Source organism: Roseiconus nitratireducens (assembly GCF_008629675.1).
GTDB classification, from domain to species: domain Bacteria; phylum Planctomycetota; class Planctomycetia; order Pirellulales; family Pirellulaceae; genus Stieleria; species Stieleria nitratireducens.
On the sequence record NZ_VWOX01000008.1, the window covers coordinates 165,019 to 188,917 of the forward strand.

16 protein-coding genes are annotated in these 23,899 nt (G+C 61.6%); 9 read left to right on the forward strand and 7 right to left on the reverse strand.

Annotation, left to right across the window (positions count from 1 at the left end; all coding sequences use genetic code 11):
- The first annotated feature begins 6 nt into the window (after nucleotides 1–6).
- The gene (locus FYK55_RS15330; protein ID WP_150077317.1) at nucleotides 7–3,543 is read left to right on the forward strand and encodes an efflux RND transporter permease subunit; all 3,537 of its coding nucleotides are present in this window, start codon (nucleotides 7–9) and stop codon (nucleotides 3,541–3,543) included.
- Between the two features lie 121 nt (nucleotides 3,544–3,664).
- Here FYK55_RS15330 and kbl read toward each other — a convergent pair whose 3' ends face one another.
- Nucleotides 3,665–4,849: a glycine C-acetyltransferase gene (kbl, locus tag FYK55_RS15335; protein WP_150077318.1), complete on the reverse strand. Its 1,185-nt coding sequence runs from the start codon at nucleotides 4,847–4,849 to the stop codon at nucleotides 3,665–3,667.
- Nucleotides 4,850–4,912: 63 nt separating this feature from the next.
- Nucleotides 4,913–5,944, reverse strand: coding sequence for an L-threonine 3-dehydrogenase (gene tdh / locus FYK55_RS15340; RefSeq protein WP_150077319.1), 1,032 nt, complete (start codon nucleotides 5,942–5,944; stop codon nucleotides 4,913–4,915).
- On the opposite strand from tdh, the gene FYK55_RS15345 reads away from it, so the two are divergent.
- Entirely contained in the window at nucleotides 5,928–6,707 is a 780-nt protein-coding gene (locus FYK55_RS15345; RefSeq protein WP_235908718.1) for a helix-turn-helix domain-containing protein, read from the forward strand. The two genes, tdh and FYK55_RS15345, sit on opposite strands and share 17 nt — an antisense overlap.
- Nucleotides 6,708–6,881: 174 nt before the next feature.
- On the opposite strand, the gene FYK55_RS15350 is transcribed toward FYK55_RS15345, so the two are convergent.
- From FYK55_RS15350 to FYK55_RS15365, 4 genes are all read right to left on the reverse strand, one after another.
- A complete protein-coding gene (locus FYK55_RS15350; protein WP_150077321.1) occupies nucleotides 6,882–8,450 on the reverse strand; it encodes an arylsulfatase in 1,569 nt (522 codons plus the stop codon).
- 431 nt (nucleotides 8,451–8,881) lie between these two features.
- Nucleotides 8,882–9,493: a carbon storage regulator gene (locus FYK55_RS15355; protein ID WP_161604528.1), complete on the reverse strand. Its 612-nt coding sequence runs from the start codon at nucleotides 9,491–9,493 to the stop codon at nucleotides 8,882–8,884.
- A 466-nt stretch (nucleotides 9,494–9,959) separates the two neighbouring features.
- Nucleotides 9,960–13,508, reverse strand: coding sequence for a serine/threonine protein kinase (locus tag FYK55_RS15360; RefSeq protein ID WP_161604529.1), 3,549 nt, complete (start codon nucleotides 13,506–13,508; stop codon nucleotides 9,960–9,962).
- A gap of 128 nt (nucleotides 13,509–13,636) precedes the next feature.
- Nucleotides 13,637–14,245: an RNA polymerase sigma factor gene (locus tag FYK55_RS15365; protein WP_235908720.1), complete on the reverse strand. Its 609-nt coding sequence runs from the start codon at nucleotides 14,243–14,245 to the stop codon at nucleotides 13,637–13,639.
- A 734-nt stretch (nucleotides 14,246–14,979) separates the two neighbouring features.
- Between FYK55_RS15365 and FYK55_RS15370 the strand changes: the two genes are divergently transcribed.
- From FYK55_RS15370 to fdhA, 3 genes are all read left to right on the forward strand, one after another.
- Entirely contained in the window at nucleotides 14,980–15,177 is a 198-nt protein-coding gene (locus FYK55_RS15370) for a hypothetical protein (RefSeq protein ID WP_150077324.1), read from the forward strand.
- Nucleotides 15,174–16,853: a proteasome accessory factor PafA2 family protein gene (locus FYK55_RS15375; protein ID WP_150077325.1), complete on the forward strand. Its 1,680-nt coding sequence runs from the start codon at nucleotides 15,174–15,176 to the stop codon at nucleotides 16,851–16,853. Before FYK55_RS15370 ends, FYK55_RS15375 begins: the two co-directional genes overlap by 4 nt.
- A gap of 166 nt (nucleotides 16,854–17,019) precedes the next feature.
- Nucleotides 17,020–18,228, forward strand: coding sequence for a formaldehyde dehydrogenase, glutathione-independent (fdhA, locus tag FYK55_RS15380; RefSeq protein WP_150077326.1), 1,209 nt, complete (start codon nucleotides 17,020–17,022; stop codon nucleotides 18,226–18,228).
- A 327-nt stretch (nucleotides 18,229–18,555) separates the two neighbouring features.
- Here the strand turns inward: fdhA and lipA are convergent, their stop codons facing one another.
- Nucleotides 18,556–19,473, reverse strand: a complete 918-nt coding sequence (gene lipA / locus FYK55_RS15385) for a lipoyl synthase (protein WP_150077327.1) — start codon at nucleotides 19,471–19,473, stop codon at nucleotides 18,556–18,558.
- Between the two features lie 287 nt (nucleotides 19,474–19,760).
- Between lipA and smpB the strand changes: the two genes are divergently transcribed.
- The 4 genes from smpB (at nucleotide 19,761) to FYK55_RS15405 (ending at nucleotide 23,865) form a co-directional block, all read left to right on the forward strand.
- Nucleotides 19,761–20,270: an SsrA-binding protein SmpB gene (smpB, locus tag FYK55_RS15390; RefSeq protein WP_150077328.1), complete on the forward strand. Its 510-nt coding sequence runs from the start codon at nucleotides 19,761–19,763 to the stop codon at nucleotides 20,268–20,270.
- Between the two features lie 81 nt (nucleotides 20,271–20,351).
- The gene (locus FYK55_RS15395) at nucleotides 20,352–21,065 is read left to right on the forward strand and encodes an ABC transporter ATP-binding protein (RefSeq protein ID WP_150077329.1); all 714 of its coding nucleotides are present in this window, start codon (nucleotides 20,352–20,354) and stop codon (nucleotides 21,063–21,065) included.
- 47 nt (nucleotides 21,066–21,112) lie between these two features.
- Nucleotides 21,113–22,477, forward strand: coding sequence for an ABC transporter permease (locus tag FYK55_RS15400; RefSeq protein ID WP_150077330.1), 1,365 nt, complete (start codon nucleotides 21,113–21,115; stop codon nucleotides 22,475–22,477).
- Between the two features lie 17 nt (nucleotides 22,478–22,494).
- Nucleotides 22,495–23,865 (forward strand): TCR/Tet family MFS transporter, encoded by a 1,371-nt coding sequence (locus FYK55_RS15405; protein ID WP_150077331.1) that lies wholly within the window; start codon nucleotides 22,495–22,497, stop codon nucleotides 23,863–23,865.
- Nucleotides 23,866–23,899 lie beyond the last annotated feature (34 nt).

Below are 23,899 nucleotides of genomic sequence, written 5' to 3' on the forward strand. Positions count from 1 at the left end.
AGCCCTATGCACCCCATCGAAGCTTGTGTCCGGAATCCCGTGAAGGTCGCCGTTGGAGCGATCTTGCTGGTCCTGTTCGGTTTTATCGCCCTGTTCCGCATGCCGATGCAATTGATCCCGGAGGTGCAAACCCCGGTGATCACCGTGGAAACGCGGTGGCCCGGTGCCAGCCCGCAGGAAGTGGAACGCGAGATCGTCCAGGAACAGGAAGAACAACTGCAAAGCGTCGAAGGCGTCCGCAAGATGACCAGCGAGTCGATGGACTCGACCGGTCGCATCACGCTGGAGTTCCTGGTTGGGACGAACATGGAAGAGGCGCTGTTGAAGGTCAATAGCCGGCTGCAACAGGTCCCCGAATACCCGGAGGATTCGGACGAGCCGGTGATTGCGACCAGCAGCGCTTCGGACCGTCCGATCGCCTGGTTCATCCTGAGCGCGATTCAACCGTCGCGAGAAGCGATCGTCGACTTCGCCCAGCAGCATCCCGAACTGTCGGAGGCCTTGGAGCCGACGCTGCGAACGGACAACCCCGGACTGCGGCTGTACCGGCTACGCAACGCCGCCAAGAAGCACCCGGAGCTGGCCGACCTGTTGCCGCCGGACCTGAACGTCCCCGGGATGCGACGCTTCGCCGAAGACACCATCGAATCGCGATTCGAGCGAGTCTCCGGCGTTTCCAACTCCAACGTGCTGGGCGGATTGGAAGAAGAAATGCAGGTCATCATCGACCCGCAACGACTGGCCGCGCGACAACTGACAATCGACGACGTCCGGCGCGTCCTCCGCAATCAGAACCAGGACACTTCGGCAGGGGATTTCTGGGAATCCAAACGCCGTTACGTGGTGCGGACCCTCAGCCAGTTCGAGACGCCCGAGCAGGTGGGACAGCAAGTTCTGGCCACCCGCAACAACGCTCCCGTCCTGTTGAGCGACGTTGCCGACATCAGCTTGGGATTCAAGAAGCCCGACGGGGTCGTCCGACGCTTTGGCGACTCCTCGATCGCTTGCAACGTGATCCGCGAAACCGGCACGAACGTGCTGGATGTGATGGACGATCTGAAAACCGCGCTCAAGGAATTGAATGAGGAGATCCTGAACAAGCGGGGTCTGCAACTGACGCAGGTCTACGACGAATCGGAATACATCAACGCATCGGTCAGTCTGGTCAACCAGAACATCATGGTGGGCGGAACGCTGACGATGTTGGTGCTGATGCTGTTCCTTCACTTGCAGGTCCGCACGATCCTGTTCGTGCCTTTGGTGATTGCATCGTCAATCGCCGCGGCGCTCATCAATCCCTGGTTCTTCGTGATCACCCTGGTGCTGATCGTGATCGCCGGATTCTGGTTTGCCCGAGGTGCGCTGGTGGTCGGTTTGGCCATCCCGATCAGCATCATCGGCACGTTCTTGATGTTGAACCTGTGGGGACGTTCGCTGAACGTCGTCAGCCTGGCCGGGATGGCCTTTGCCGTCGGCATGCTGGTCGACAATGCGGTGGTTGTGCTGGAGAACATCTTCCGCCACTACCAAAACGGCGAACCTCGGTTTGAGGCAGCGGTGCGGGGAACCAAGGAAGTCTGGGGAGCCGTGCTGGCATCGACCCTGACAACTCTGGCGGTGTTCCTGCCGGTGCTGTTTGTCGAGGAGGAGGCCGGACAACTGTTTCGCGACATCGCGTTGGCGATCAGTGCCGCGGTCGGATTGTCCTTGCTGGTCAGTATCACGCTGATCCCGACACTGACCGCCCGCTTGCTGCCCAAACGCAACGAGGCGGACGCTCGGAACCCGGTCGAGGGCCAATTGGCGTACGGTGACCCGTCCGCAGCGACGTCGCCTCCGTCGCCCAACCCGCCCCCGGGACGCCTGGCGGGTGCGGCCCGAAGCATCGTCGCGCCGCTGTTCAATGTGTCCAAACGGTTTGTCTTGGGTGTGGTGGCGCTGAACCGTTGGGTCCAGTCCAGCCGACTGCGTCAAATCGGATTGGTCGCGGTGCTTTTGACCGCCACCTTCGCAATCGCGTACGCACTTTGGCCCAAGGTCGAGTACCTGCCCACCGGGAACCGCAACCTGGTGTTCGGAATCGTGTTGCCCCCGCCGGGCTACAACATGAACGAACTGACGCGAATGGGCGAAGTGGTCGAGGAGCATTTGAAGCCGTACTGGGACGTTGACCCGGACAGCCCCGAAGCGGCCGCACTGGAATTCCCCGCGATCTACGACTTCTTCTTTGTCGCCCGCGGGCGTTCCGTGTTTCTGGGTGTTCGCAGCGTCGATCCGACGCGCAGCGGTGAGCTGATCCCGCTGATTCAACAGGTCGGATCCCAGTTGCCGGGGACGATCATCGTGGCGAAGCAATCCAGCCTGTTCGAACAGGGACTGACCGCGGGGCGGACCATCGACATCGAGATCACCGGGCCGGAATTGCAAAAGCTGACTCAGATCGGCGGCCAAATCATGGGCCAGATCATGGGCGGCGGAAAAGCACCGCTGATCGCAAACGCCCAGGCCCGGCCCGTGCCCAGCCTGGACCTGATCAACCCGGAGGTGCACGTCACACCGCTGGTGCTCAAGAACGAACAAATGGGTGTGGATGCGACGTCGCTGGGCTACGCGGTCAATGCGTTGGTCGATGGAGCCTATGCGAGCGACTACTACCTGGAAGGCGACAAGATCGACCTGACGATCATCGGCGATCCCAATACCGTTTCCTACTCGCAAGACCTGGCGGCACTGCCGATCGCCACGCCCGGTGGACAACTGGTGCCGCTGGAAGGGCTGGCCCGGATCAAGATTTCCAGCGGCCCCGAACAGGTCAATCACCGCGAGCGCCAACGCGCGGTGACCATCGAAGTTTCGCCGCCGGAAACGATGCCCTTGGAGGAGGCGTTGACGTTGATCGACGAACAAGTCGTCACGCCGCTGGAGGAATCCGGTCAATTGGACGGCGGATACCGGATCAGCCTTTCGGGCACCGCCGACAAACTCCGCGACACTTGGCTGGCGTTGCGTTGGAACGTCCTGCTGGCGTTGATGATCACGTACCTGTTGATGGCCGCCCTGTTCGAGAGCTGGAGCTATCCGTTCGTGATCATCATGAGCGTGCCGCTGGGAGCGGTGGGCGGAATCCTGGGTTTGCGGGCCTTGGGAATCTACCTGGAGATGCAGAACCGGCCTCCGCAACCGTTGGACGTGTTGACGATGCTGGGCTTCGTGATCCTGATCGGGACGGTGGTGAACAACGCGATTTTGATTGTCCACCAGGCGTTGAACCTGATCCGCGACGAAGGCTACACGGCGAACGACGCCATTCTGGAAAGTGTGCGAACCCGAGTGCGGCCGATCCTGATGACCACCGCCACGACGGTGTTGGGCCTGTGTCCGCTGGTGCTGTTCCCCGGCTCGGGAAGCGAGTTGTACCGAGGGCTGGGAAGCGTGCTGCTGGGCGGACTGCTGGTTTCAACCATTTTCACGCTGGTGTTTGTGCCCACGCTGTTCCGTCTGTTCATGGACCTGAAAACGCGGTTCATCAGCGAAACGCATTGATCGCGGTTGGTGTGGAGGCTTCAGCCGACCTGGATTGCGGCTCGCTGACATGCGATCGGTCGGCTAAAGCCTCCACACCAACATCAGCGTTCGGTCGGCTGAAGCCTCCACACCAACGCAGCTACAGGCCGAGTTCCTGTTTTGCCTCGGCGAACCGGTCGATTGCGAATTGCAGGTTGTCCCGGGTGTGGGCGGCCGAGATTTGGGTTCGAATCCGGGCTTTTCCTTGGGGGACCACCGGGTAGGAAAAGCCGACGACGTAGACGCCTTTTTCCAGCATCAGATCGGCGAACTTCCCAGCCAGCGTGGCATCGCCCAACATGATCGGGACGATCGGGTGTTCCCCGGGCAGGAGGTCGAATCCCAGCCGGGTCATCCCTTCGCGGAAGAATCGCGTGTTGGCTTCCAACCGGTCTCGCAGTTCGGTTGATGCGGTCAACAGTTCCAGTGCCCGAATGGCCGCGGTCACGATCGGTGGCGCGATCGAATTGGAAAACAGGTAAGGCCGCGACCGCTGGCGCAACATTTCCACGATCTCCTTGCGACCACTGGTGTAGCCACCGCTGGCGCCACCCAAAGCTTTGCCAAGCGTTCCGGTCAGAATGTCGATCCGCCCCATCACATCCCGGTACTCGTGGGTGCCGCGTCCCTGTGGCCCCAGGAATCCGGTGGCGTGACAGTCGTCGACCATCAACAGCGCGTCGTACTTGTCGGCCAACTCGCAGATCCCGGCGAGATCGGCAATCGTCCCGTCCATCGAGAACACGCCGTCGGTCGCGATCATTCGAAAGCGCGCCGACGAAGCCTCCTTCAGCTTGTCCTCCAGATCGGACATGTCGTTGTTGCGATAACGAAAACGCTTCGCCTTGCAAAGCCGAATGCCGTCGATGATCGAGGCGTGGTTGAGTTCATCGCTGATGATCGCATCGTCCGCCGTCAGCAGTGTTTCGAACAGCCCTCCGTTGGCGTCAAAGCACGACGAATAAAGGATCGTCTCTTCGGTTTGCAGAAACTCGCTGAGCCGCATCTCCAAGTCACGATGAATCGCCTGGGTCCCGCAAATGAATCGCACCGAGGACAGACCGAATCCCCATTTCTGCAGGCCCTCCGCCGCCGCTTGCACGATCTCGGGATTCTCCGACAGACCCAGGTAATTGTTGGCGCACATGTTCAACACCGAACCGCCGTCACGAACGCCGATCATCGCATCCTGCGGCGTCGTGATGATCCGCTCGGTCTTGTACAGACCGGCTTGGCGAATCTCGTCCAATTGTGTTGCCAGATGGTTTTGAAACTTTCCGTACATCGATCGCTATGGTTGGTGGGAAGTGGTTGAACGCTGGCCGTGCGGCGCGAACCGCACGGGACGTCAATCTTGTTGCCAATTCAGGATCACTTTTCCCGATTGCCCCGACATCATGACGTCGAATCCCTGTTCAAATTCGGTGTAATGAAACCGGTGTGTGATGACCGGATTGAGATCCAGACCGCTTTGCACCAACACGGCCATCTTGTACCAGGTTTCGTACATTTCGCGCCCGTAAACTCCCTTGATGGTCAGCATGTTGAACACGACTTTGTTCCAATCGATGGCGATGTTTTCACTGGGGATCCCCAGCATGGCAATCTTTCCGCCGTGACACATGCTGGCGATCATTTGACGCAGCGCGGCCGGATTGCCTGACATTTCCAACCCGACATCGAACCCCTCGTGCATGTCCAACTCATGCTGAACATCGGCCAGATCGGTGTTCCGGACATCGACGACTCGGGTCGCGCCCATCTGCTTTGCCAGATCCAACCGCCAGGGGTTCACGTCGGTCACCACCACGTGACGGGCGCCGGCGTGACGCACCACCGATGCCGCCATGCAACCGATCGGACCGGCACCGGTGATCAACACATCCTCCCCCAGCACCGGGAAGGTCAGTGCGGTGTGGACGGCATTGCCGAACGGGTCAAAAATTGCGGCGACGTCGTGGTCGATCCCTTCGTCGTGGATCCACACATTCGTCATCGGCAAAGCGACGTATTCAGCAAACGCACCCGGGCGATTGACACCGACGCCTTTCGTGTCGGCGCAGTAGTGCCGGCGGCCGGCAAAACAGTTCCGGCAACGCCCACAGACGACGTGTCCTTCGCCGCTGACCAGGTCACCCGGCCGGAAATCGGAAACGTTGGACCCGACTTTGACGACCGATCCGACAAACTCGTGACCGACGACCATGGGCACGGGAATGGTTTTCTGCGCCCACGCGTCCCACTGGTAGATGTGGACGTCGGTGCCGCAGATCCCCGTCCGCTCGACCCGGATCAACACGTCATTGATGCCGATGTCCGGAACGGGAACGTCCTGCAACCACAGCCCGGGTCGGTCGTACTGTTTGACCAATGCCTTCATCAACGGCGGAGACCTCGTCCCAAACGCGGCAGCGGAATCGACCTCGCGGCTCACCGACACGGCCGACCGGCAAGCCCGCGAAATCCTGTATTCTGAACTCATTTCCGTTATAGTAGACACGCCGCCGGGACGCAACCGTCGCCGCACGGCCCGCCGAATCACGCGGATTTCGCCCCTCCAGCCCGACCACCCTGCCGTGTCCTCGATCGAAGACCTGACCGCCAATGCGTGCCGACGCGTCCGCCAACTGCGTGCCCAGCGTGACTGGTCGTTGGATGAACTTTCCAGCCGCTGTCGGGTCAGTCGATCGATGTTGAGCGAGATTGAACGCGGGCGAGCCAATCCCACGCTGGCGGTCGCGTTACGGATTGCCCAAGCCTTCGAAATCACCTTGGACGAACTGGTCGATTCCGATTCGCCACGATCGCGAATCGAAGTCATTCGAGGGAACGATCCCCACTATCAATTCCGCCGCGACGAGGAATGCGAGGTGCGAACGCTCTCGCCGCTGCAGCGGGAGAAGGATGTCGAAATCTATGAGGTGAAGCTCGCTCGCGGTGGTGCACTTCGCAGTTCCGCCCACTTCGAGGGAACGCGTGAGTTCCTGACGGTGATCAAGGGCAACGTCCAAGTCGAATCGGACGCGTCCACCGAAACGTTGAGGGCCGGCGATTCGGCCAATTATTTTGCCGATCAACCGCACGCGATCGTCAACCGCGGCAAAGGCGAGGCCACGATCTACCTGGTGGTCGTTTATCAATGACGAGAACGAACGGACTGACTCGGTCAATCGTTTCGATCGACAGCGACGCTTGTAGCGGGACGCCCGTGGATCACAAAGTCGATGTAGCCACTGTCGGCCGACGGTGGAACGCCAAGCTCTGGCGAGCGTCGCGACGATTGTTAGTCAAAGCCGATCCGTTCGACCCCGCGTGGCTCAATCGTACAACGGCATCGGGAAATCTGGCTCGGAAGTTCGCTGCTGGCGAAAGGCTTGTTCCAATCGCTGGACGATCTCCGGATGGTCCGCGGCCAAGTCCTTCGACTCCGCCGGATCGTCGGCCAACTGATACAGCTCCCAGGGCTGGGGCGACTTTCGATTGACGTCTCGACGGATGGCTTTCCAGTCGCCCTGCCGGACCGCGATGATCCCTCCGTAACCGGCAAAGCTCCAGATCAACGGCTGATCCCGCTGCGGCGGGTCTTGCCCGACAATCAGCCCGCTGAGGTCGACACCGTCGATGGTCTGCGATGACGGCAGCGCGCCGCCGGCGACAGAGGTCAAGGTGGGGAACCAGTCCGGAAAATACGACGGGAAATCCGTGCTGCTACCCTCGGCCACTTTGCCGGGCCAACGGACGATGCAGGGCACCCGAATACCGCCCTCGTAACAACTGCCCTTGTAGCCGTTCAGCCCCGCGTTGGAATCAAAGAACTTGCATGCCGCACCCCCGACGTGGAATTCCGGATTGCGGCTTCCATGGGTGGGACCGTTGTCAGAGGTGAACACGACCAACGTGTTGTCGGTCAAACCTTGTGCGTCCAATTGTTGCAGGATGGTGCCAACGTGTTCGTCCAAGTCGGAGATCATCGCCGCATAGGCGGCGCGGGGACGTGGATGCGGCAGGTAGCCGTTCTCACCGCGGTAAGGACCATGGTCGTCGTCCCATTCCTTGGGATAACGGTCGATCCACTCCTGCGGCGGCTGCATGGCGACGTGCGGTTCGACAAACGGCAGGTACAGAAAGAAGGGCCGGTTGCCGTTCTGCTTCAGAAACTTGACGGCTTCATCAAGGATCAGGTCCGGACCGTAGTTTTCCGCCCGATAGTCTTCGGCGCGCACTTGGCCTTCGGGCTTTTGGTCGTGACCGGGGATCGGGTACTTGTTGATCATCACCTCGCGTTCATTGCTGTCCAAGAACAGCGGGTAATAGCTGTGTGCGTTGCGTTGACAGTTGTAGCCGAAGTACCGGTCGAACCCCTGCTTGATCGGTGAGCCGGTCGTGTTGGAAGGCCCCAATCCCCATTTGCCGAACGCCCCCGTGGCATAACCCTGATCGCGGAGGACTTCGGCGATGGTCACGATCTCCGTCGTGATTGGCCATTGCCCCGGAAAGATGCGTCCATTCCCCGAGTCCCGGTTGCCTCGAATTTCGGCGTGCCCGAGATGCTGACCGGTCATCAACGTGCATCGTGCCGGGGCACAGACGGGTGCGCCGCTGTAGTGCTGCAAGAATCGCATGCCGTCCCCGGCCAGCCTGTCCAGGTTGGGCGTTCGGATCTTCTCCTGGCCGTAGCAACCCAATTCCCCGTATCCCAGGTCGTCGGCCAGGATGAAGACAATGTTGGGGCGCGAATCGGATTGGGCGTGCAACGTCGGCCGATCAAACGCGCTGACGATCAGGAAAGCGATCAAGACGGCAGCCAGGCGGGGTTTCGAAGCTCGCGTGCAGCACAGGAGTGCCCGGCGGCAAACGGCCTGCGCCCCGGCAACGAAGTGAACCATGGTGAATCTCATTGGGCGAAATGCGGGCACGGGTGGATGATTGCTTTGCGATGCAGCCGACGCGACATCGTCTGTGCGAGGAAGTCTGTGCGCCGAAGCTCGACGCACGCGAGCGACCCAAGGAGGGGAATCCCCGGTCTGGCAGGCAGTGTCTTCTGTGCCTTGTGCCAAGTCAAATCGGTGGCGAGAGGGCGACAGCGGGAGTTGGCGCAGGCGGAGGATGGGGAACCGGGGTGGGGAGTGGCCGGCAGAGCCGGATTGCAGTGCGTTCCCAGGCGGGAGCCTGGGAACGAGAGGGAACGGCCGGGCCGTTGGCCCTCGAGTTGCATTGGGTCACGGCAACCCAGCCCTGTCGGGCCTGTCGGGCTGGGCTGGGCAAATGGCCGGGCCTTCGGCCCGCAGCATCGGTTTCCGCCGTCTGGTGACGGCCGCTACGCGTCGATGACGGCGGAAGCGGCGACGCGCCGATCGGCAGCGCCCCGATCCGACGCGGGTTGATCCGGAGGCGATACATCCAGAAAGACCACGCTTCGCTTTGGCGACGCCCAGCGTGGTCCGCGGGAGGCGTCGGGCTCGCATCCGTCCGCCGGGCCATACGCCCGACCGTACGGCGCGGACACCTCGGCCACCTGGTCGGTGGACCGGGCATCCCGTTTCACCTCGCGACGCTCGGGCGACCCGCAGAACGAATCCAGTCGCTCCAGCGCCGAATCCATCAGGGACATTGCCTGATCCGTTTCTCCTTGGCTCAATCGCTGCCGAGCGCGGGAAATCAGATCGGTCGCCGAATCGACCTCGTCGCGGATTTCCGCCCGCAGTATTTGTTCGGCCCGAGTCTGAATCGCCGTGACCAGGTCGTCTCCGGCAGCGGCCGGATCGTCACCGGTGATCGGATCCAGCAACTCTTCGCGGATCACACGGATCCCCTTGGGAGCCTCGATGCCGATCGCGGCACGTGACCGCGACAGCCGAACCACTTGGATGGTGATCCCCAACGCAGGAAAAGAAATTCGATCGTTCTCACGACGTGAAAGCACAAGCATGGCGCACTCCATGTAAGACACGTGCCGCAATGCCCCAAGGTCATCGGCACGTGAAGGTTGCCGCCGAACAAACGATCCGTTCGTCGCCCCGCGAACCGTCCAGAAGCCCCCGTGCTTCCATCGCTATGCTCCAAAACATAACGGCTTGGCGGTTTTCCGAAAACACGAGTTTCTTGATGTCTGTTTGGCCAGCTTGTGTTGCGTCGCGGCAGGCAGAACCTGCAATGCAGTCGGTTCCAAGGCGGGAGCCTTGGAACCAGAGGGGAAACACTCGACTCGTTCCCAGGCTCCCGCCTGGGAACGTAATGGACGCTGGCTCCGCCAGCTTGTGTTGCGTCGCGGCAGGCAGAGCCTGCGATGCAGTCGGTTCCAAGGCGGGAGCCTTGGAACCAGGACTTGCTGCCAGGCTCCCGCCTGGGAACGCAATGGACGCTGGCTCCGCCAGCTTTCCTGGGCGAAGGAACCGTTAACGCTTCTCCTTGGTCGCGGTCATTCGGTCTTGAAGTGTTTTCCGCGCCGCTGAGATGGTTTCCTCATGCTGCGACGGATAGGGACTCGCTGCGCGAGCATTCCCGAACTGCTGCAACGTCTTCAAGCCATGACCGGGATCCTCGACCTGATCCGCGTAAAAGGGCAGGGCTACGTCAAAAATGGTGTAGCCCCCGTTTTGCAAGTTGTAGTTCCCTGAGGTCAACATTGCCTTCTCCACCTGCTCCAGCAAGCGTTGTGGACTCTGCTTCTGAATCGACTCGAAGGCACCGGCAATATCCGCGTTGCGTACATAAAAGGTCGAACTCATGACCTCGGTCGCCAGAAAATCCCAGACCGCTTGACTGCCGAAGTCGGGATCGCCTTCGGCGACTTCGACGGCGGCCATCAAGATGGCTTGATCAATCCATGTCTGACCGTAGTTGCCCGAATTCTCCGGTCGGTTCATGGCCGTCCGAATTTTTGCTTTGACGAACTCGCTCAATCGCTCACTATCGGCCACCGATTGCCCCAGCAACCGTGTCAGCTTTAGTGCGGCGTTTCGCGCGAGACCGGAAGACGTCTCGGCATCCGAGGGGCTAACGACATCGGACTCTTTGATCTCGTCCCCCGCATCCAGGAGCCCATCGCGCAATGCCATCCAGGTCGCGAGTTCGGCGGGATCTTGAGAGATGCTTTTCATTTCGCGTTCGACCGCGCGCGCCCGCCCGGGCTGTTCGGCGCTGTCGACCACACCATCGAGAAAATTGTTGAGGGCCCAGATGCCCGCGATCTTGCTGCGCGTGTTTCCGGTGTTCAGTTCCGTGATCAGGACATCGCGGCCCGGTGTGGGCAGGTACTCGACGAACACGTCCAGAAAGAACGCCATGAATTGGTGCGAGGGATTACCGTCGCCGCCGATCACGATCCCGCCCCATCGCTGGGCCAATGCCATCGTGGTCTCAGCGGCCTGCGAACGCACTGCGGGCGCCGAGTCCCTCGAAAGCCTTTCCACGGCCAACATCGCTTGCCCGAGGGATCCCATGTCACGTTCTCGCTGCAGGGCTTCCATCCACTGATCCAGCGTCCGCCCTTGAAACACCGCTTGCACCGAATTCGCGTCGTCGTCCCGCACCGCATCTTGCTGATCAGTGCCATCTTGCTGAGCAGTGCCATCTTGCTGATCGGCGTCACCACCGCGTTCCGTCGCGGATGCCGATGCCATGTCATCGCGATGATCCTTCTCGTCCTCATTAAATCGCTGAAGATAGTCACGCAGGGCGGGAATCTCCTGAGGATCTTCGCCAAGGCCGGCGGTAATATTGAACGCCAACCCATAGGCATTCTCGATGGCGACCTTTCGCTGTTCGTCGGGCAACTCGCCCCACTGCTGCGATCCCTCGGCGGAAGTCAGCAACCCGATGGCGGCGCGTAGCAACCGGCTGAGGGTGAATTTGGAAAGCCCCGGAGTGGTCGGGCTCAGGTAGAGTCCCGATTTGGCCGTCTCCTCGGTGATCAGGTACAGGCAGGCCGCACGGCTGCGGCCGTTGCCGTTTTCGAGTTCTTCCGCGAGTGCGTCCAGCCAAATCGACTTGTCCGGGTCGGGAAACACGCGGGTGACGTACCACATGAAGTGCTGTTTCGCGTTTTCCGAGGACGCATCCACGCTCACCAGAGGCGGTATCTCGCTGGAGGAGGTGCCCAACGTTCTGGCCCGCATCAGGATCGCGTCGGCCAATCGCCGCTGATTCTTCGATTGGTCGCCATAGCCGCCAAAGCCAGGATGAGGTGGCGTCACCGCACGCACGGCCGCGAACATCGCCGCACCCAACTGGTTCAAATCGGATTCCGACCGAATCACTTCGATCCACTGAGAAACCGTCTTGCCATCATAAGATGGTTCGAAGGCGGAACTTGCCAACGGAAGATCCAATGCCGGCGATGACTGATTGGCATCGGAAGGTGTTGCCGAAGCCGTTTCCTCTTGAAGCTCCTCACGCGCGTCTCGCGTGACCTCAATGGAACGCTGTTGGCCGCGACCAATGGTGACGACATCCTCGCTTAAAACCAACGCCGGACCACCGCCTTCAATTTCCACCTGATAGGTTCCCTTGTGGAGTGTGGTGCGGTTGTCATCGCCCGAGTGCACCTGCAGTCGTTCCACCAACTGGTCTCCCTGCTTGATGGCAACGCTTAAGCCATCTTGTTCGGAGTGAATCACCAATTCGCCGCGATCGGTTTGGATCTTGATCACCAACGCCGCTGCCAACAGCAACCCGATCGCGGCGGCGCCGAGTAGCCAACGAGCCCATCCGATCCGACCGCCGTCGCGGTTTCCGGACGGGACCGTCGGAAACAGGCGTGTGGCGTCCGAGGCCGGATCATCCGGCTTTCGCAACGCCTGACGCACCAGTTGTCGCAATTCGCTGTGCCGGGCCGGTTCGCTCAGTCGATCGGCCACTTCCATCGCCGACGCCGGACGCTGTTGAGGATCCCGGGCGAGCATTTGAGAGACCAGCTGGACCACGTCCGGGTCGACGTCATCTCGCACGCGGTCGAGCGGCGTCGCGTCTTGATGTGTGATGGCGAGCACTTGCGCTGCCAGGCCGAATCCGGACCGGTGCGGTGGCTGACCGGCAATCAATCGGTACAGCGTCGCGCCCAAGGCGTAGATGTCCGACTGCGGTTTGACGACCCGGCTGTCAGCCAACTGCTCGGGCGCCATGTAGGGCATCGTCCCCATGACGTGGCCGACCGTCGTCAAACGCTCATCGGCCGACAACGGATCATCGCCGGGTAGCACCAGTCCCAGATCCAACAGCTTGACCGTCCCCTTGCGGGTCAACATCAGGTTCGAAGGTTTGATGTCACGGTGGACCAGACCGCTGTCGTGAATATGCGCCAACCCAGAAGCCGCCTGACGGATGATCTCGCAAGCATCGGCCACCCGCAGGGGTCCCATCCGCCGCGCGACCCTGCCGATATCCAGTCCGTCCAAGAACTCCATGACCAGGTAATGCCAACCGGCCTGGTGGCCGGCATCGGTCGCGCGAACGACGTTGGGATGTTCCAACGATGCGATGGTCGTCATCTCGCGGTCAAAGCGGTCCAACCACCCGGGCTGGCTGACGCGTTCGGGCGGCAGCAGCTTGATCGCGCAACGCCGCCGCAGGCGCTGATGCTCCGCCAGATACACCGCCCCCATGCCGCCACAACCGATCAGTTCCAGCAATCGATAAGGTCCAAGCGTTTGGAACGGCAGCGAAACCGAATCTTCATTTTGGATCGGCGTGACGGACCGATCACTGATCAGATTCTGCAAAGCGACCTGACAGGCCGTTTCCCGTTGCAACGATTCGGCCTCGTCATCGAATCGGCTTGCCGATGCTGGAGAATCGGTCAGTTGATCGGTGCGGAGCGATTCCGCGGCCGATCGGCAGTCGCCGCACTGGTCCAAGTGATGAATCGCCGATTCAAAGTCGTCTGGATCCAGTCGCCCCTGAAGGACCAACTTCAACTCATCGGGTTCCAGACAGTTTCGTTTCATCGCGATCATTTGAGTTCTCCCTGGGGCGTCCGGATCTGCAGCACCCCGCCGGTGACGGACGCTGCACGTCTGCGTTCACCTACACAACGGAGCGATTGGACACCTCCGGGAATTTTTTTTCGGCAGGCTTACTCCAAGCCGTTCATTTCCTGCTGCAAACGTTGGAGCACCCGGGCCCGGGCTTTGTAGACGGCCCATTTCGAAACGCCCATTTCGGCGGCCACGTCCGCCACCTCGCGTTCGACCGCCGTGGTTTCCCAAAACATCCGCCAGGAACGCGGATCGAACTCGTGCCGGAGCAGTTCGAGCATCCGACGACGCGCCCCGGCAACATCGCTGGCCGCGTCGGTGGGCGGATCGGTCGCGTCGATCGACGCGGCATCGGCGACCTGATTCATCGCCAATCGAGCCTGGGTCCCACCGACCGGAGCATCCAGACCCGCCCGACGCTGGCGGTCGCGCATCTTGTTGCGGGTGATGGTCCACAACCAACCACGAAAGGTCGCGCCGTCACGTTCGCCATCAAATCGGGTCAATCCGGCGGCGACGGACACCAAAGTGTCCTGCATGACGTCGGCCGCGTCGGCTTGCTGGCAACCACAGCGGCGGGCCCAGCCATAGATCACCGGCCCGTAGACATGAGCCAAATGCTTCCAACTGTCGGCGTCCCCCTGCCGGGCCCGTTGCAACATGGACGCCGAGGTGGAGGGTTCGTCGCGATCACGTGTCATGCTCATGACCTGAGTGTAACCGCCGGTCACAGGCGATCGTTGCGACGGAGCGGAAAAAGTGGGGTGGTGTGATGCGTCACGCGGAGCCAGGCGACTCGGCAGGCGGAGCCTGCCATCCAGCCGGTTCCAAGGCGGGAGCCTTGGAACCAGGGGCGGCTAGCGCTGAACGAGTCCCCACGACTCGTTCCCAGGCTCCTGCCTGGGAACGAACTGCATATGCTGGCTCTGCCAGCTTGCCCGCTCGGCAGGCGGAGCCTGCCATTGAGCCGGTTCCAAGGCGGGAGCCTTGGAACCAGGAGAGGCTAGCGCTGAACGACTCCCCACGACTCGTTCCCAGGCCCCTGCCTGGGAACGCACTGCATATGCTGGCTCTGCCAGCTTGCCCGCTCGGCAGGCGGAGCCTGCCATTCAGCCGGTTCCAGGCGGGAGCCTTGGAACCAGGGGCGGCTAGCGTTGGCGAGTCCCCACGACTCGTTCCCAGGCTCCTGCCTAGGAACGAACTGCATGCTGGCTCTGCCAGCACCCCGCGGACTCGGCCCCACCGGGCGGAAGCCGGACTGGGATGGCGTTGACTTTTTGCTGCAACCGTCGACTTTTTGATTCACAGCGGGCCTTTGCGGTATACTCTGGAGCGTTGATCAAAGGCGCCATCGCCCGATCAACCCAGGACGGCTGCAGCGGCCGCGTGCCGGTAACGCAGTGATCACGTCGACACCTATTCCCGAATGGAGCTGATTGAGATGAGCGTTCTTCACGACGAACTTGATTTGCACACCGCGGCATCGGAAACCCCCGTGGTCGAGCCCGCCGGCGATGCTTTGCTTGAAGTTCCGTTGACGATGCCGCTCGATCAGATGCTCTCTCAGATCAGCGCCGACAGCGTGATCGAAGCCGCCGAGTATGCCGCAGCGTTTCTGGTACCCGGTGGAGGCGAATGACGCTGCCGCCACTGGGGCGTTTGCTGGGGCTGGAGACTGAGTACGCACTGCGGACTCCCGACGGCTCCGAAGTTCAGATCGAATCGCAGCGTGATGCTTACAACGCCATCTCGGCGCAGCTGCGATCGACGCTTCCTTGTGCCGATGCCGACCTGACGTACAGCGGCAAGGTTGGCATCTTCTTGGCAACCGGCGGGGCGGTCTGGTTCGAAAGCCTGCTGCCGTCATTGAACACGGGGCTGATCGAAGGCGCCACACCCGAGTGCGTCGGACCGCGGCAAGCGATCGTTTGCCAACGTGCGCAGGATCGACTGCTGTGCCAAGCCGCCGCGGCCCACGGGATCGATCTGCTGAAAAACGATTGCGACGCGCAGGACCATGCGTACGGCGCGCAAGAGAACTTTGAAATCGAAGTCTTCTCGGCCTCGCGTTCCGACCACTGGGCCGGACAAGTCGTCGTGTTCCTGTTGGCGGTGTTGGCTCTGGTGACCCAGCTTCTGGCGGTGGGCGTGCTGCTGTTGCTGCTGCTGACCCTTCCCCTGACGGCGCTCATTTATCGTTGTCTGTCGGCGTTGGGACGTTATCGCGACGATCGTTCACGACGTGCCGGCTTTGACTTTTGGATCGGGCGGTCCTGGCGAGAAGGCTGGAACGGCGCGGACATCCCGATCGGTGGTTGGGCCGCCCGCTTGATCCTGGGGGTGATCGTCACTTTGGTGATGCCACTTTCGCTGGCCATGTGGCTGTTGGTGCTGCCCACGCGGCTGGGATCGATGCATCGCAAATTGGCACCGTTTCTGGCGACCCGCCTGATCTTTGCCGGGGCCGGCCGGCTGGACCGCCGCGGCCGGTTCCATCTTTCTGACAAGGCGTTCTCCAAACGACTGGTGGCGGGGATTCCAGAGTACGCGCACGGCTTCTTCAGTTTGGGCCAGGTCTTGAAACCGGTACTGAGCATCGTTCGCGCCGGCGAAATCTTGAATTCACGTCAACGCGTGCAGATCGCCGTCGGGGATTCCAACCTTTGCGAGGAAGCCGAGTACTTGCGTGTGGGAACCACCGCGTTGGTCATCGATGCAATCGAGGCGGGCTACTTCGACGATCCGATCCGCATCCGACGTCCCGTCGCTGCGCTGAAAAGATTTGACCGCGACCCGACGCTGCAGGCCACCGCACAGGTGGTCGAGGAGGGGCCCCGCACCGCGATCGAAATTCAGCGGATGTTTTGGAAACGCTGCCGCCGCTACCTGGACGACGTTCACCAAATGGGCAAACCAACCGACGCGGCGGCCGATGTCCCGGACCAGCGGAAAACGCGAGTGACCGAAGCGGAAGACATCCTCCGCCGCTGGGACGACGTTCTGTCCCGGCTGCGGCAAGACCCCGAATCGCTGATCGGCCGTGTCGACTGGGTCACCAAACAATTCCTGCTGCAACAAACCGAACCGCACGGATCCGCGGCCGCCAGGAAGAAGATCGACTTGAAGTACCACCAGCTCGGACCGGAAGGCTACTTCAGCAAATTTGCTCAAACCGACTACCCCGTCCGCATCCTGTGCCCCGACGAGATCGAGCGGGCGATGCGGATGCCGCCACCGGATTCTCCGGCCTGCCGGCGAGCCGCCCGGATCCGTGAGTTTTCTCGCACCGGCGGCAAGGCCAGTTGGAAAACCTGAGCACCGACCGCCGCAAACGTTTGGACGCGCCGGTCAGGCCCTCCCGGAATCCCGATGCCTCCGCCGGGCACACCGCGGCCAAATCGAACCTGTTAGATTGATGGTCCTCCCCACAGCATGGATCCTTGCCGTGCTGATCCCATCATTCTCCAAGAGGTGCGGTTTGATGTCTGACAACAAAGGTGTGGTCTACCTGGGTCCTGGCCAGGTCGACGTTCAATCGATCGACGATCCCAAGCTGGAACTGGAGTATCGCGGCAAGAAACGCCAATGCCACCACGGCGTGATCTTGAAGGTCTTGTCGACCAACATCTGCGGTTCCGACCAACACATGGTGCGCGGCCGAACGACCGCGCCGTCGGGCCTGGTGTTGGGTCACGAGATCACCGGCGAAGTCGTTGAAGTCGGACGAGACGTCGAGTTCATCAAGCAGGGCGACATTTGCAGCGTGCCGTTCAACATCGCATGCGGTCGCTGCCGTTGTTGCAAGGAAGGCGACACGGGGGTGTGTTTGAACGTCAACCCGGATCGGCCCGGGGCGGCTTACGGGTACGTGGACATGGGCGGCTGGATTGGCGGTCAGGCGCGGTACGTCATGGTGCCTTACGCCGATTGGAACTTGTTGGCGTTTCCGGACAGGGACCAGGCCCTGGCGAAGATCACCGACCTGACGATGCTTTCGGACATCTTCCCGACCGGCTACCACGGCGCGTACACCGCCGGAGTGACGACCGGCAGCACGGTGTACGTCGCGGGAGCCGGTCCCGTTGGCTTGGCCTGCGCCCACGCATCGCAACTGCTCGGGGCGGCGGTCGTGATCGTCGGGGACATGATCGACGAACGGCTGGCTCAAGCGCGAAGCTTCGGTTGCGAGACCGTGGACCTGAAGCAGGAAGCTTCGCTGCCGGACATGATTGAACAGATTCTGGGCGTCCCCGAAGTCGACTGCGCTGTCGACTGCGTGGGGTTCGAAGCCCGCGGACACGGCCATGACGCGAGCGTGGAAAAGCCCGCCACCGTGCTGAACCAAGTGATGCAAGTCACGCGCGTCGCCGGCGGCGTCGGCATCCCGGGTCTGTACGTGACAGAGGACCCGGGCGGAGTCGACGAAGCCGCCAAACACGGAAACCTGTCAATCCGCATCGGGCTGGGTTGGGCCAAGTCACTGCACTTCACAACGGGGCAGTGCCCGGTCATGAAGTACAACCGGGGGCTGATGATGGCGATCTTGCATGAGCGTTGCCAGATCGCCAAGGCAGTCAACGCGACCGTGATCGGCTTGGAAGATGCCCCGCAAGGCTACTCCGACTTTGATCACGGGGCGGCCAAGAAGTTCGTGCTCGACCCACACGGGGCGCTGAAGTCGGCGTCCTGACAAAGCGTGAGCCATCATCCCCAGGAGGGCCGAGCGTCAGCGAGGGGAGGATGGTCCATCTCTCGCTGACGCGGTGTTGATGTCGCCGCTTCGCGGCTGGTGAATTTTTGGGCAACCGTATCCGTCGGCTTGCGCCGACGGCAGGGAGCTGTCGTCGCTTTGCGACTGGATGTGCTATCAGGGGAGGACGGCCCATCCAACTGAACAGCGAAACCCTCAAGCAAGAACGCCTTGATTTGCAGTGCAATGAGCGGCAAGGCGCTAGCCGCCGGTGGATGCCAGAAAACCCGCGGCTAGCGCCACGCGGCTCACCCAATCCGGACACGCCTACTCGGTTTCGGCCATGTCACGTGCGTGGTAACTGCTCCGCACGAATGGACCGCTGGCGACTTTCTTGAAACCCATGCCGCGAGCGATCTCGCCCAACTCTTCAAATTCCTCCGGCGGGACGTAGCGGACCACGGGCAGGTACTTTTCGCCCGGCTGCAGGTACTGGCCCAACGTCAAAAAGTCGACGTCGTATTCACGCAGGTCAGCCAAGGCGTCCAACAGCTCGCCGCGTTCTTCGCCCAGCCCCAACATCAAACCACTTTTGGTCTTTACCTCGGGGTCGTACTGCTTGACTTGCCGCATCATGGCCAGCGTCCAACGATAGTCGCTCTTGGGCCCCCGCACGCGTCGATACAGCCGGGGGACGGTTTCCATGTTGTGGTTGAAGACGGTCGGCTTGCCGTCGATGACCCGCTGGAGCGCGTCCTTGCATTGCACGAAGTCGGGCGTCAAGACTTCCGTGGTCGCCCCGGTCCGCTCGCGAACCGCCACGACGCATTGATAGAAATGATCGGCGCCGCCGTCGGGCAAATCATCTCGCGTGACGCTGGTGATCACCACATGCTTCAGCCCCAGACGCGCCGCCGCTTCGGCGACCCGCTGCGGCTCGTCCGCTTCGGGCAGCTGCGGCGGACGGCCGCGGTGCACGGCACAAAAGCCGCACGGACGCGTGCACACGTTTCCCAAGATCATGAAGGTGGCCGTCTGCTGGCTGTAGCACTCCATCCGGTTCGGACAGCGGGCGTTGTCGCAGACGGTTTCCAGTTTCAACTCATCCAACAGCCCCGCGGTCATGTGATTGGAATTGCTCCGCGGGATCGGCCGTTTGAGCCACTTGGGCAAGCGACCGCTGCCGCTGAGAGCGGTACCGGTGGGGATTTCGGGATCTGCGACGACGGGTAAGCGAAAGGCCATGGAAGAATTGTTCGGGAAAGCAAGCGGATAATGAACCCTTTGGGCTGCCTCATTGTAGTGAGTTCCCTCGGATGGCAATGCCGAACGCGTTGTCGCACCGCGATTCATGCCACCCATTGCGGCTTGCGTGATCGTGGTGGGCAATTGATGACCGGGAAAACCACCGCACAACCGGGGGGCAATCGCGGAGCCGCGTTGCGTCGCATTGGCCCGGTGTCGTTTGAGATGGCTGTCCTTTGAGATGGCGGACATAGGCCATCGGGCTCCCTGCCGATACAATCCTGGCCATGGCGAAAAACAAATCCAAAAAGAAGGGCTCATCGGCAAAGAAAAAGCCGGAAAAGGGTTTCAAGGCCGTTTCCGAGAACCGCAAAGCACGCCATCGGTACGAAATCCTGGATTCGATCGAGTGCGGGCTGATGTTGATTGGCAGCGAGGTCAAATCGATGCGGGAGGGCAAAATGTCGCTTGATGAAGCCCACATCCGGGCCAAAGACCAAGAACTGTGGCTGATCGGCGCCGACATCGCCCATTACAACAACGCCGGGATGTGGAATCACGATCCCCGCCGGCCGCGAAAGTTGCTGGTCCATCAGCGCGAATTCGACAGCTTTGCTGGTCGGGCCCACGAGCGTGGTTTGACGCTGATTCCGCTGCGGGTGTACTTCAATGACCGCGGCCTGGCCAAATGCGTGATGGGCCTGGTCAAAGGCAAGAAACTGCACGACAAACGAGAGACGCTCAAGAAGCGGGATGCCGATCGCGGTTTGCAGCGCGCCATGCGACGGAAGCTTTGACCGCCAACGGCCGTTCATTCGCCGCTCCCCCGCCTCCCACCCCAACCCCCACCCGACGCACACCCGCCAGCCGATCATCCCATGAGTTCCAGCGAACCCCTTCCCGCCGCGGAGCAGCAGCCGACGCTGCAGATCACCGACCTGGTCAAGACCTTCGACCAGCCGGGCGGCGGCAAGCTGACCGTGTTGGACATCCCCCAGCTGCGGATCGACCCCGGAGAACAACTGGCGCTGATCGGACGCAGCGGCGGCGGCAAAACCACACTGCTGCACCTGATTGCCGGGCTGTTGGCACCCGACTCCGGCAGCATCCGTGTGGCCGGCGTGGACTTGGCCAAACTGTCCGAACAGGGCCGTGACCGCTGCCGCGCTGCGACGATCGGTTATGTGTTCCAAACGTTCAACCTGCTGCCGGCCTTTTCGGCGTTGGAAAACGTCCAGCTGGGAATGGCTTTCGGTAACCGCGCCGTCGACACCCCGCGGGCGCTGGAACTGCTAAGCAAGGTGGGTTTGGCCGACCGCGCGACGTACCGGCCGAGTCAGCTTTCGGTGGGACAACAGCAACGCGTGGCGATCGCCCGAGCCCTGGCCGGGCGACCCAAATTGCTGCTGGCTGACGAACCCACCGCGAACGTGGATCCGGCCAGCGCCGAAAGCGTGCTGGATTTGATCATCGGATCGTGCCGTGACGAGAACATTTCTCTGATGATGGTCACCCACGCGATGGAGGTGACCGAGCGCTTCGAGCGCGTCGAAGAATTGAACGCACTTAACCGCGCCCTGCAGCACGTTTGAAGCGTCGCCGTCGCAACCCGCTCTCTCCCCGAATAGAACATCCCACCATGTGGCTGCTCCGCATCGCCTGGCGAAACTTCTGCTACCGATCCCTGTCCAGCATCCTGACAACGGTCTCCTTGGCCCTCGGTGTGGCGTTGGTGGTCATGGTCCTGGCCGTGTTCGGGATCGTCCAAGAAGCGTTCTCGCGCAACGCGCAGGTGGGATACAACCTGGTCGTCGGTCCCAAGGGAAGCGCCCTGCAGCTGACACTCAACAGCGTTTACTACTTGAGCCAGCCGATCGAGAACTTGCCGTACACGGAGTACATGGAGTTCTTCAACGCGTCCGAACGGGCGGCGATGGTTCGCAAGTACGGTGGCGACCCGAAGCTGGGTGAGCGCGACGGCAAGTACGCCGCGTATGTTTCCGGCGGCTATGCGATCCCATTGGCGCTGGGTGACTACCTGGGCGAATACCGCGTCGTCGGGACCACGCCGGAGTTCTTTGAAAAGTTGCGTCACGGGCCGACGCTGGAGGAACCATTTGAATTCCGCAGCGGACGCGCCTTCCAAGCCCACTCGGAAGAGAACGGCTACTTCGAGGCCGTCTTGGGGTTCCGCGTGGCCCGGCGGATGAACCTGCAAGTGGGCGAGACGTTCTCATCCACCCACGGCGATCCGGAGGGGAAGGGCCACGGGCAGGGCTTCACCGTGGTCGGGATTCTGGCTCCGACCGGCACGCCCAACGACCGCGCCGCCTTCGTCAACCTGGAAGGGTTCTACTTGCTGGAGAATCATGCCAAGCCGTTGACGGGCGAGGAAGACATCGTGCCGCCGACGGATGCTCCCGAAGACGCCAACGGTTGGACCCCCATCTCGATCCCGGAGCGGGAGGTGACATCGATCCTGGTCCGCAACGGCAATCCGATGTTCGGACCCGGGATGCAGAACCAGATCAACGAAAGCGTGTTGGCTCAGGCGGCCGCACCGGTGGGTGAGATCAACAAATTGATGAACGCCATCATCGGTCCGATGCTGGCCGCGTTGTTGGTGATCACGCTGATCACCTGCATTGTCGCCGCCGTCGGCGTGCTGGTCGCGATTTACAACTCGATGAACGACCGCCGCCGAGACATCGCCGTGATGCGGGCCCTGGGGGCTCGCCGTGAGACCGTCACTGGGGTTATTTTGCTGGAAAGTTTGTTGATCGCCGGAATTGGTGCGGTGGCCGGATGGTTTCTGGCCCACGCCGCGATCTGGTTCTTCAGCGAAGAAATTGAGAACCGCACCGGGGTTCAGGTCGGAATCCTGACCACCAGTTCCTACGAAGGCTACATTTTCCCGTTGGTCTTGATCTTGGCCCTGGTCGCCGGTTTCCTGCCCGCGTGGAGCGCCTACCGAACCGACGTCGGTTCGAACCTTTCGGCGTAACAAAGCAACGGAAACTCATGAACGATCCAGAGCCGAGCGATTCGTCCGGCGAGCTTAACGATCCGGCAGCGGAAACGCCCGAAACCCCAGACGGCGAACCGAAAGGCAAGCAAGGTCGCAAGGCCGGCGTCTTGTTCATTTGGTTGACGTTGTTCATCGACATCCTGGGGATCGGAATCGTGATCCCGGTCTTGCCGGGTGTCGTTCAGGAAATTCTGGGAGCCAACGAATCCGTCGCGGCGCTGTACTACGGCGTCATCGTCGCCTCCTATGCCACGATGCAATTCCTGTTCGCGCCGATCATCGGCGCGCTCTCCGATCGATTCGGGCGACGACCGGTGTTGCTGGCCTCTCTGTTCGGCCTGGGCATTGACTTCATCATCCAGGGGCTCGCGCATACCATCGAACTGTTGTTTGTCGCTCGACTGCTTTCCGGGATCATGGGCGGCAGCATCACGACCGGCAACGCGTACATTGCGGACGTTTCCGATGACGACAACCGGGCCAGGAACTTTGGCCTGGTCGGCGCCGCATTCGGCTTGGGCTTCATCATCGGCCCGGCACTCGGGGGCCTGTTGAGCGGCGTGTGGTTGCGTCTGCCCTTTTTCGCCGCGGCGGCGTTGGCACTGGTGAATTGGCTGTATGGATACTTCGTGCTGCCCGAATCGTTGCCGCCGGAGAAACGAAAGCCGTTCTCACTGCGCAACGCCAATCCGCTGGGTTCGGTGAAAGCTTTGCGACGGTACCCCTTCGTCGCCGGACTGGCGGTCGTGTTCCTGCTCAAGGCGTTCGCCCAGCGGGGCCTGGAGAACGTTTGGGTTCTGTACACCAAAGCAAAGTTCGATTGGAACGAGATGGCCAACGGTTACTTTCTGGCCTGGGTCGGTCTGACAGCGACGATCGTGTTGGGAGGCTTGGTGCGGCCGACCGTCAACCGGTTCGGTGAACGCCGCGTGCTGCTGGTTGCGACACTGATCTCCACCGTCTCGTTCCTCGGCTACGGCCTGGCCGATCAGGGCTGGATCCTGCCCGTGATCGCCACCTTCGGCGCTCTTGGCGGTCTAGCGAGTCCGGCGATCCAAAGCCTGGTCACCAGCACGGTCGACGATTCCGAACAGGGAACGATCCAGGGGGCGCTGACCTCGTTGCAAGGATTGACCAGCATCGCAGCGCCGCTGGTATTTACGACCGGCTTATTCCGATACTTCACCCGTGCGGAAGCGCCGGTTCGGTTCCCGGGCGCCCCATTCCTGCTGGGCGCTCTGCTGATCTTCGTCGCCTTCTTCGTGGCGCTGGCCGTGTTCAAACGCTATCCACCCGAAATCGAAGAGGACGCGCCCAAACGGCAACCGGAACAGGAACAAGACGTTCCGGCGGAGACCCATTAGCGCACTCTGACAAACACCAGGGCCGACGACCGGC